Here is a 10,258-nt window from a genome sequence, read left to right as displayed (position 1 = left end):
TATCTTTCTTCTTGTGTCAGCTGTTTATATTTCATTAAAGCAATTTCCTTTGGCGAGAAAATGGCCGAATTATAACAGCTGGCCATCTAATCTGAGAAATTGCACTTATTATCCGAATTTAGGTTTATATTCGTATAATGATTTAAATAAAATGGAGTGCCAGTACATGAAACTATTAATTTTTTTAGGTTCAGTTCGAAAAAGCTCGCCACCTAAGCCGGCACGTCTCGGTGAAAGAGTTGCCAAGGCATGCCAACGCTGTTTGCTTGAGCAATACAGTGATCACGATATTGAACTGATAGATCCGCTAGACTATGAGCTGGACCCTATATTCAAACCGCACTTTGCTTATTCACAAGCCGAGGTGCCTAAAAAACTCGATGACCTAGCGGAAAAAATTAAAGCCAGTGATGGTTTTATTATGGTCAGCCCTGAGTACAATCATTCAATGAGTCCAGCATTGGCTAATCTATTAAACCATTTTGGTAGCTCTTTATTTGCTTACAAACCCAGCGTTATTGTTACGTATTCTGCGGGGCAGTGGGGTGGCGTTCGTGCCGCTGTTGGGATGCGCAGTTTTTTAAGTGAACTTGGGTGTTTGCCGGTGTCGGCTATGATCCATGTGCCAAAAGCACAGGATGTATTTATTGAAAGTGGTGAAACAAACAATGAGGCAGAGCAAGCATCATGGCGCGAATATTTTTCGCGGTCGTTTAATCAGTTACTGTGGTGGGCTGAGGCAGCAAGTAAGCAACGTGAGGAGCTTGACCCTAAGCAATTAATTAAAGACTTTAAACGCGACCCGTCGCAACGCAATGCACCTTAATAATAAGCTATGGGGTATTAGTATCCTCTCTTGGAGTATCTAAAATAGCTTGTTTCTCTTGGTCTGATAAAATGATCCAGTCAAATATTTCGTCGCTAGTTCGGCCGCAGCCGCTGCAATAGCCTTTGAGACGGTGGCATTTCCCAATGCAGTCGGTTTTTAATTGCGATGAACTTTTTTGGGGTGTTGAATTCATAAATCCTTAGCCAAGTAGGTCAACATTTGCTGACCTGTTTTATGGTTTTAATGCTATTTATTTGCTACCGATTTACCTACTTCAAATGAGGTAGACCAAGGCGTTGAGCGAGATAAAGTTTTTCCGGTATGAATTGAAATAGCTGGGTTTTTTTCATCAAGTACAAAGGTAGTGCGTAATGAATCAGCAGATTCTTTTTGTTGTTCGTGCCAGTTATTTTGCGCTAAACAAGCTCGGGTGAAATCAACAGCCTTTTGATGAATGGCCACCGCTTGCGTTTTTTCTTGGTAATTATCTTGGCAACGATAAGTCACTGTATCGGCATCCAAAGCACTGATTTGGCATGCTTCACCAACGAGATTGTATTTAGCTGTCCAGGTTTCTGCGTACTTTGTATTTACACGGGTGCGCTTTAACACTTCAAAACGTGAGTCGTAGGCGGCTAATAAACCATTGATTTTTTCACAAGGCGTGAGGTTATCAATACTTGCTTTTTGCTCTGTTGTTAAGCTGCTACAACCCGATAAAATAAGGCCTGTTAATAATACCGATAAATACTTTTTCATAGTGGACTATCCTTTTGTGATAGCTAATCCTTCGTAGTTGCTTAAAGGATACCTAAGGGCTTGAAAAAATGCCATTAAAGACGTGAAAATAAAATTATTGCATGACTTATATCAAACGTTTTAGCGCAATTTTTTAAATTTTTTTGCCCCAAAACTAAGTATTTCTTTAAGCAAACGCAGCCACTTATAGATTTTGAATAGGCACATTTTTTATTGTAACGCTACCTGAACCATCAGCAAGTAAAGTAAAATCGCCTGCTTTGTTAACATAAATACCACCAGATCCATCGGTTACTGTTACTTTGCCGACAATGTTTTGCACATCGATATTACCCGATCCATCATGAATGATTACATCACCTTGAGTGTTTGCCAGTTCAATACTGCCAGAGCCGTCATGGATGTTTACACTGTCAGTAATATTGCTCGCAGTGATTGCGCCTGAGCCATCTTCAATGGTTAATTGACCCGAAATATTATTGATTATAATTGCGCCAGAACCATCATGAATGCTAGTTTCAGCTGCATTTTCAATCGAGATCTCGCCTGATCCATCGGTAATATCAAGCAAGAATGTTGCTGGTAGCGACACCGTTAGATCTATGCGCGTATGATCTTCACTGTGGTTATCACAATTATTCGCAGTTAATTTTGCTGAGTTGCCACTTTTATCTAAAGTAAGGCAGTAGTTGTCATGCGCTTCATATTGATAAATTTCAGCCTTTACCGTCACAGTGTCGGTATTACTGCCTACGATATGTAAAAAGCCCGAACCGGCTTCAACGTTTAATGCTGATAGTGATTGAGCATCAAGGGTAAGCTTTTTTGTGTCTTGTAGTGTCATCTCGTTATTCCAAGCCAAAGCTTGAGCAGATAGCAGTACAGTGCCAATCAGAGTCAATCGTGTGAATGCGTTAATCATTATTATTCCCTTTCATTTTTGTGGTGTTTTTAGTTTAGTCGTATAGAGCGACTAAAAAGGTTTAAAGGGGATTTGATAATTTTTATTTTAATGCGAAAGTTTGATGCGCTTTGCTTAACTACGGTACATGAATTTACGCCCGAGAAAGTACGAAGTCTTAGGCAACAAAATAATCTTTCCCAACCTGTATTCGCTTGCTATTTTAATGTTAGTGATAACGAGTGAGGAAATGGAACAAGGTGAAAGTAAACCAAGAGACGCAGCGTTAAAAATGCTCTCACTGCCAGAAAATAAAGCTCTTGCAGCAATAGCGTGATTTAGACTTTAAAAGCTGACTTGGATGCAGTCTAGCCTTTCATATTCCGCAGTTGCATTTTCTGTTTTAACTATTTTATTTTAAAAGACTTTTTGCTTGGTATTCAGCGCGGCGCCTCTTAGCCTTTTTGTAAACAACTTACTTAAAGGTCTTTAAACAAAGCGCCGAGCAAACTCAGCGCTTAATAAACAAGAGCAGATAAACTTACTTATGTCTTCCTTGCAAACATGCAACGACGTCTTGTAGCTCTAGACCTTGGCGCTGTAGCAACACGATTAGGTGATATATCAAATCAGCGGATTCATTGGTTAGCTCTTCGTTATCATGTTTCATTGCAGCTAAAGCGACCTCAACGCCTTCTTCTCCCACTTTTTGACAACTGCGGCTTAAATCTTTAGCAAACAAAGAGGCGGTGTAGCTTTTTTCAGGGTCGTCGTTTTTACGCGATACAATTACTTGCTCAAGCTGCGCTAAGAAGCTTAGGCTTGGTTTTGCAGCATCACCAAAACAACTTTGTGTGCCTAAGTGACACGTTGGCCCAAGTGGGTTAGCCAGCACTAAAATAGAGTCATAGTCGCAATCAGTATGGACAGACACTACTTCTAAGTAATTCTCAGAGGTTTCGCCTTTGGTCCATAAACGGTTTTTTGAACGCGAGTAAAACGTCACTTTTTGCTTTTCAAAGGTGACTTGCAGCGATTCTTGATTCATAAAGCCTTGCATTAAAATAACCCCAGTACGGGCATCTTGCACGATGGCAGGGATCAATTCGCTTTTAGCAAAATCAACTTGGGTAAGGTTTTGTTTGGTTAGTTGCATAGTCGCGCCGCCACTTGGTTATCTATTAAATATTGTTTTAATTCGCCGATGTTGATCACATTTTTGTGAAATACGCTAGCTGCCAGTGCGCCATCAACGTGGCTTTGTTTAAATACATCGACAAAATCTTGCATGGTGCCAGCACCGCCTGAGGCGATAAGTGGAATATCACACAAAGCACGTATTTTAGACAGCTGCTGGTTATCGTAGCCATTGCGTACGCCATCTTGGTTCATGCAGTTGAGTACGATTTCGCCTGCGCCTAAGTCTTGCACGCGTTTTACCCATTCTTGCGTTTTATAACGGGTGCGGCTTGACGCATTAGGATCGCCAGTAAGCTGATACACTAAATATTCGCCAGTTACTTCATCGTAAAAGCTATCAATGCCGACAACGACACATTGTTTACCAAACTCATCATGTAGTTCTTTGATAAGCTCAGGACGGGCAATAGCAGGGCTGTTTATACTGATTTTATCAGCGCCGCGTTCTAATACGCGTGCTGCATCAGCCACTGATTTAATACCACCTGCAACACAAAATGGAATATCAATATGACGTGCTATGCTCTCTACCCAGTTTACATCGAGAAGGCGTTTTTCAACACTGGCGCTAATTTCATAAAATACCAGTTCGTCAGCACCAGCTTCGCTATACGCTTTAGCCATTGTTAATATGTCGCCAACCACTTCGTGGCCTTTAAATTTAACGCCTTTGACTACTTGGCCGTCTTTAACATCTAAACACGGGATTATGCGTTTTGATAACATGCCAACGCCTCCTCTACATTAAATGCGCCATCAAGCAGTGACTTACCTAAAATAACACCGCCTACGCCAAGCTCTTTGAGCTTTTTAATGTCATCAAGCGAGCTTACACCCCCAGATGCTTGTACTTTAATATTGCTGTTGTGTTTTATTAAGTCTTCATATAATGCAAACGAAGGACCAGTCATGGTGCCGTCTTTACTGATGTCCGTGCATAGAAAATCAATTACACCCAGTGCTACATAAAAATCGACTAATTCAAATAAGCCGAATTCTGATTCACTTAACCAACCGTGGGTGGCAGGTGCCCAGCCATTGTCGGTTTTATTAACGTCGAGGGCGATAACAAAGTGCTTGGCACCGAATTTTTCAATCCAGCTTTTTACTTCATCACGTTTTTCAACCGCCATAGAGCCAATTACTACTTGGTTAGCACCGGCTTTAAGCCAGTCGCTTACGTCTTGTTCAGTACGAATACCGCCACCAACTTGATACGGTACGTTAAGTACTTTGGTGGCTGCTTGAATGTGTTGCCATTGTTTTTTATTAGGATCGCGTGCGCCTTCTAAATCAACAAGGTGTAATTTACCTGCGCCGCTTTGTGCATACTCTTGTAAGCGTGCACCAAGCTCAAACGGGTAAAACTGTGCAGTATCGTATTTACCTTGATATAAGCGCACAATTTGATTTTGTAATATATCTAATGCTGGAATAATCACTTGAATTCTCTTTATTAATTTGTGTTGATACGCTTTATTTATAGCTGCCAGTCTAAAAAGTTCTGCAATAACTGAGTGCCGATTTTAGCGCTACGTTCAGGGTGAAATTGCATACCCGCGTAGTTATCGTTGGCAACAATCGCTGAGAAGGTTTGCCCGTATTCGCCACTAACCAATGTTGCATCATTCACGGTATGAGCAAAACTATGCACAAAATATACTTGCTTGTTTGCATCAAGGCCTTTGGTTAAAGCATGTTCACGATTAACGGTGAGGTTATTCCAACCCATGTGCGGAGACGTTAAACTACCCACATCAAGTGCTTTAACGTGCCCAGGTATTTTGCCAAGGCATTGCACATTACCTTCTTCAGTGCTTTCGCACAGTAACTGCATGCCTAAACAAATCCCCATCAGAGGGCGTTGGTATTCATTGATTGCCTGTTGCCAACCGCCTTCTACCAAGCGCTTCATAGCAACAGATGCATGGCCAACACCTGGTAAAATAGCGCGTTCAAAGTTTTTAAGTTGCTCTGGCGAGGTGATAACTTCTGGCGTTTGCCCTAAGCGCTCAAAAGCAAAGCGTACAGAGTTTATGTTGGCACAACCGGTGTTAATTATGGCAATCATAAACACCCCTTAGAGCTGGCTGTTTGTTGGCTGGCATCAGCGGCAATGGCCATACGTAAAGCGCGAGAAAACGCTTTAAATAAACCTTCAACTTGGTGATGGCAGTTACCGTCGCTAACCGACAATATTAAGCTGATCGCTGCATTGTCGCTTAAGCTTTTGAAAAAGTGTTCAACCATTTGTACGTCTAAATCACCGGCTTTTTCACGGCTAAAGTTAGCGTTTAATACAAACGAAGCACGACCTGACAAGTCAATTTGTGCCTCTGCTTTGCATTCATCCATCGGTAGCGCAAAACCATAGCGAGCAATTTGTGATTTAGTACCAATGGCTTGTTTAAGCGCTAAACCAAGGGCAATGCCGATATCTTCAACAAGGTGGTGCTCGTCAATGTGCAAGTCGCCGCTGGCTTGAATATCAAGGCCAATATTGGCATGGGTGCGAATTTGATCAAGCATGTGATCAAAAAAGCCAAGGCCGGTGCTGATCTCGCCATTTTTACTTTGATCTAAATTGAGTTTTACATCAATTTGCGTTTCTTTAGTGTTGCGAGTCACGCGGCCTTGTCGATCAGCGGTGGTAAGTTTAGTGACAATTGCATTCCAATCACCGTCATACAAAATACCTTCACAACACAAGTTTTGTGCAAGGCCAATATCTGTTTGGCGATCGCCAATCACAAATGAGCGTGCTAAATCGACTTTACCTGAGCGCATTAACTCGGTAAGCAACCCTGTTTTTGGCTTACGACAATCACAATTTTGCTCATTAAAGTGTGGGCAAATTAATACGTCGTCAAATTTAATGCCTTGGCTTGATAAAATAGCCATCATCTTATCTTGGGCAATATCAAAATCAGCCGTTGGAAAGCTGTCAGTGCCTAAGCCATCTTGGTTTGACACCATCACTAAACGATAGCCTGCGCTTTGTAATTGCAAAAGAGCAGGGATCACGTTTGGTAAAAACGCTAACTTTTCAAGACTGTCTACTTGCTTGTCGGTGATTGGCTCTTCAATAATAGTGCCATCACGGTCGATAAATAAATACGGGTTGCTCATGATACTTCCTGCTCTTTAAAAGTGGCTGATTGGCTTAGGCCATCTAACCATATTTTTACTTGTTCTAGTTCTTGCTCACTGCCGATTGAAATACGTAGCCAATCGTTTTCGCCGTATAAAGTAAAAGCACGCATAACTAAGCCTTGCTCAAGTGCGATATTAAAGCTGTTTTTATCGGCGAGCTTTAGGGTGACAAAGTTTCCTTCGCCACTGAGCACTTGTAATACGGCAGGGGAGGCTTCGAGCCACTGCTTTAGTTTTGCCCTTAGTGCATTTAAAATACTTACTTGGCGACGCATTGAAGTAATGGCATCTGGGCTGAGTGCATTTGCAGCAATGCTTGCCACTACCGTTGATACCGGATACGGTGCAATCACTTTACGGATTGGCGCTAGTACTGACGATTGGGCAAGAGTAAAGCCTGTACGCAGGCCTGCTAACGCAAATGCTTTAGAGAGCGTTCTAAGTACTACTATGTTGGCAAATTCGTTGATGAGTTTGCTTGCACTTTGCTCTGGGCAAAATTCAATATAAGCTTCATCCACAACGACCAGTGCTTTATCGGCAAGTGCTGTTGCAATAGCCTTTATTTTTTCAAGCGGTGTTAAGCTGCCTGTTGGGTTATTTGGATTACAAATAAACACTAATTTGCTATTACCAACAGCGTTGATTATTTGATCAACAGTACCATCGAGTAATAATGCTTGGCTTAAGCCATTTATTGCTACGTTGTGAGTGTCGGCGGTGACTTTGTACATGCCGTACGTAGGTAAAAATAAAGCAACCGAATCTTGCTCTGGTTGGCAATAGGTGCGTACCAGTAGCTCAATACCTTCATCCGCACCACGGGTCATAAGTACTTGTTCAGCATTGAGTCCTGCGTAATCAGCATAGCGGTTAATAACATTCATAGGCTGCGGATCAGGGTAGCGATTTAAATCATTAATGCTGATATCGATACTTTTAACATACGGGCTTTCATTTGCATTAAGCCACGTTGTGCCGGTTAGTTTCTCACTTTTTGCCGAGCTATATGCTGCTAATGCATCAATATTGGCCGGTAATAAAGGATTATTGCTCATTGTTCATCGCCTCTAAACGCACCTTAACGGCATTTGCGTGGGCATCAAGCCCTTCTGCATCAGCCAATGGTAAAATTGCTTTTGATAAGTTTTTTAAACCATTTTGAGTAATGGTTTGTACGGTATAAGTGCGAAAAAAATCAAGTAAGTTTAAGCTTGAATAAGTGGCACTGTAGCCATAGGTTGGTAATACGTGATTAGTACCAGAGGCATAATCACCAGCAGATTCTGGCGTGTAGTCACCCACAAATACAGATCCTGCATTTTTAACTTTGTTTAAATACGGGTTGGCATCAGCCAGTTGCAGTATTAAGTGTTCAGGGCCGTATTGTGCTGATACAGCAAATGCTTGCTCGATTGAATCAACCAAAATAAGCGATGAATTAGCCAATGCTTTTGCGGCAATATCTTGACGCGATAGTTTAGCTAATTGGCGTTCAATGGCTTGCTCGGTGCGGGCAATCATACGTTCACTGTTACACAGTAAAATTACTTGCGAATCAGCGCCGTGCTCAGCTTGAGATAATAAATCAGCGGCAATAAATTCAGGGTTTGCGCGCTCATCGGCAATCACTAACACCTCAGACGGGCCCGCAGGCATATCGATCGCCATGCCTGGTATGGTCTGAGCTACTAGTTGTTTAGCCATAGTCACAAAGCTGTTACCCGGGCCAAAAATTTTATTCACCTTGGGCACTGAGTCTGTACCATAAGCCATTGCGGCGATTGCACCTGCGCCGCCACTTTCTACGATTGTTTTGATACCGCATAGTTTAGCCGCATATAAAATTGCTGGGTTTATCGGTAAATCACCTTGCACCGGTGTTGCTAACACTACGGTTGTCGCACCACTTAGCTGCGCCAGTACACCTTGCATGATCACTGATGAAGGCAATGGCGCACTGCCACCTGGCACATATATTCCAACGGCTTCAATGGCTTGGTATTTTAGTTCACATAACACACCGGGCTGAGTCGACAATTTAATATCTTTGGGTAGCTGTGCTTGGTGAAAACGTTTTACATTAGCGTAGGCTGTGTCTATCGCGTATTTAAGCTCAGCGCTTAACTGCTGCTCAGCGGCATTGATCTCACTTTGCGGCACTAATAAGCGCGGATTTTCGCGGTTATCATATTGCTTAGCCATGTCGAGTAAGGCTGTGTCGCCTTGCTCTTTTACGTTTGCCATAATTGCTTGGCAAATAGCTTCTACTTCCACACTTGCACTAACAGCAGGGCGCATTAGCGCCGCTGCTTGTGCATCTTTGGAAACCTCATTCCAGCGCAACATTGACTTACTCCATCATTTTTTCAATTGGCATAACGAGGATAGAGTTGGCGCCTAGCGTTTTTAATTGCTCCATTGTTTCCCAAAATAATGTTTCACTGCTCACCATGTGCAGGGCTACGTACTCATCAGAGCCAGCAAGAGCTAGTACCGTTGGTTGGCCAGAGCCCGGTAAAATATCGCAAATTTCATCCAGTTTATCTTTTGGCGCGTGCAGCATGATGTATTTGCTTTCTTTGGCTTGTCTCACGCCGCGTAAGCGTGGCATAAGTTTGTTGATAAGCGCTAGTTTGTCAGCATCTTGTAAGTCTTTATTTTGGATAAGGCAGGCGTTTGATTCTAAAATAGTATCACCTTGCATAAGGCCGTTGGCTTCAAGTGTGGCACCGGTAGATACTAAATCACAAATTGCATCAGCAAGTCCTGCACGTGGTGCGACTTCTACAGATCCAGTCAGCATTACTGTGCTGGCATTTATGCCTTCACGCTTTAAGTATTGAGTTAAGATTTCAGGGTAGGTGGTAGCAATGCGTTTGCCTTCAAACCAGCTTTTATCTTGCTTGCCAAGTTCTGACGGCCATGCAAGTGCAAGGCGACAGTAGCCAAAATCAAGTTTAGACAGTTTAGTTACTTCACTTGGTACGCCTTGGCGCTGGCGCTCAGCTTGTACTTCAACGAGTACGTTTTCGCCTACTATGCCTAAATCACACACGCCGTCCATTACCAGACCTGGGATATCGTCATCGCGCACCCGTAGTACGTCAATCGGCATATTGGTCGAGTGGGCAATCAAACGTTGCTCACGCAAGTTAAGTTTAACACCTAGCTGTTTTAGTAAGTCTTGGCAATCTTTAGAAAGGCGGCCACCTTTTTGGATGGCGATACGTAGACGGTTGCTATTACTCATTATTCATTTTTCCTTTAATTTAAAAACTAAAAACCCCGAGGGAACCTCAGGGCGAAAAATGAATCATTGTATGTTGACTCGCCAGAGGTTCCTTTTAGGAATAACCTCTCAGCGAAAGACCTGACAGGTTATTCCGGTGAATGGTGGTGATGATGTACTGTTG

General features: G+C 42.5%; 12 protein-coding genes. 1 reads left to right on the top strand and 11 read right to left on the bottom strand.

The genetic code is table 11. The features are described from left to right. The first annotated feature begins 166 nt into the window (after positions 1 to 166). Positions 167 to 826: an NADPH-dependent FMN reductase gene (locus H5201_RS15110; protein ID WP_182767963.1), complete on the top strand. Its 660-nt coding sequence runs from the start codon at positions 167 to 169 to the stop codon at positions 824 to 826. 7 nt (positions 827 to 833) lie between these two features. Here the strand turns inward: H5201_RS15110 and H5201_RS15105 are convergent, their stop codons facing one another. The 11 genes from H5201_RS15105 to hisG form a co-directional block, all read right to left on the bottom strand. Beyond that, positions 834 to 1,022 carry a DUF1289 domain-containing protein gene (locus tag H5201_RS15105; protein ID WP_182785006.1) on the bottom strand — a complete coding sequence of 63 codons (189 nt, stop codon included), beginning with the start codon at positions 1,020 to 1,022 and terminating at the stop codon, positions 834 to 836. 53 nt (positions 1,023 to 1,075) lie between these two features. Then, positions 1,076 to 1,588, bottom strand: a complete 513-nt coding sequence (locus H5201_RS15100; protein WP_182740260.1) for a hypothetical protein — start codon at positions 1,586 to 1,588, stop codon at positions 1,076 to 1,078. 184 nt (positions 1,589 to 1,772) lie between these two features. After that, positions 1,773 to 2,510 carry a hypothetical protein gene (locus H5201_RS15095; RefSeq protein WP_182740261.1) on the bottom strand — a complete coding sequence of 246 codons (738 nt, stop codon included), beginning with the start codon at positions 2,508 to 2,510 and terminating at the stop codon, positions 1,773 to 1,775. 520 nt (positions 2,511 to 3,030) lie between these two features. After that, the gene (gene hisIE, locus H5201_RS15090) at positions 3,031 to 3,645 is read right to left on the bottom strand and encodes a bifunctional phosphoribosyl-AMP cyclohydrolase/phosphoribosyl-ATP diphosphatase HisIE (RefSeq protein ID WP_182761067.1); all 615 of its coding nucleotides are present in this window, start codon (positions 3,643 to 3,645) and stop codon (positions 3,031 to 3,033) included. Beyond that, the gene (hisF, locus tag H5201_RS15085) at positions 3,636 to 4,415 is read right to left on the bottom strand and encodes an imidazole glycerol phosphate synthase subunit HisF (protein ID WP_149980201.1); all 780 of its coding nucleotides are present in this window, start codon (positions 4,413 to 4,415) and stop codon (positions 3,636 to 3,638) included. Before hisF ends, hisIE begins: the two co-directional genes overlap by 10 nt. Continuing rightward, on the bottom strand, positions 4,397 to 5,131 hold the full coding sequence (locus H5201_RS15080; RefSeq protein WP_182761066.1) for a 1-(5-phosphoribosyl)-5-[(5-phosphoribosylamino)methylideneamino] imidazole-4-carboxamide isomerase: 735 nt from the start codon (positions 5,129 to 5,131) through the stop codon (positions 4,397 to 4,399). The genes hisF and H5201_RS15080 overlap by 19 nt, the downstream gene beginning before the upstream one ends. Positions 5,132 to 5,169: 38 nt before the next feature. Then, on the bottom strand, positions 5,170 to 5,760 hold the full coding sequence (hisH, locus tag H5201_RS15075; RefSeq protein WP_182761065.1) for an imidazole glycerol phosphate synthase subunit HisH: 591 nt from the start codon (positions 5,758 to 5,760) through the stop codon (positions 5,170 to 5,172). Then, positions 5,757 to 6,818 carry a bifunctional histidinol-phosphatase/imidazoleglycerol-phosphate dehydratase HisB gene (gene hisB / locus H5201_RS15070; RefSeq protein WP_182761064.1) on the bottom strand — a complete coding sequence of 354 codons (1,062 nt, stop codon included), beginning with the start codon at positions 6,816 to 6,818 and terminating at the stop codon, positions 5,757 to 5,759. Before hisB ends, hisH begins: the two co-directional genes overlap by 4 nt. Continuing rightward, positions 6,815 to 7,900 (bottom strand): histidinol-phosphate transaminase, encoded by a 1,086-nt coding sequence (hisC, locus tag H5201_RS15065; protein ID WP_182767961.1) that lies wholly within the window; start codon positions 7,898 to 7,900, stop codon positions 6,815 to 6,817. The genes hisB and hisC overlap by 4 nt, the downstream gene beginning before the upstream one ends. Then, a complete protein-coding gene (hisD, locus tag H5201_RS15060; protein ID WP_149980206.1) occupies positions 7,890 to 9,191 on the bottom strand; it encodes a histidinol dehydrogenase in 1,302 nt (433 codons plus the stop codon). Before hisD ends, hisC begins: the two co-directional genes overlap by 11 nt. 4 nt (positions 9,192 to 9,195) lie before the next feature. Then, on the bottom strand, positions 9,196 to 10,095 hold the full coding sequence (hisG, locus tag H5201_RS15055) for an ATP phosphoribosyltransferase (RefSeq protein ID WP_182767960.1): 900 nt from the start codon (positions 10,093 to 10,095) through the stop codon (positions 9,196 to 9,198). Between the last annotated feature and the right edge of the window lie 163 nt (positions 10,096 to 10,258).

The sequence above is a fragment of the Pseudoalteromonas sp. SG43-6 genome, assembly GCF_014164365.1.
GTDB classification, from domain to species: domain Bacteria; phylum Pseudomonadota; class Gammaproteobacteria; order Enterobacterales; family Alteromonadaceae; genus Pseudoalteromonas; species Pseudoalteromonas rhizosphaerae.
Note: the sequence above shows the minus strand (reverse complement) of the source record. Positions and strands in the feature narration are given on the sequence as shown.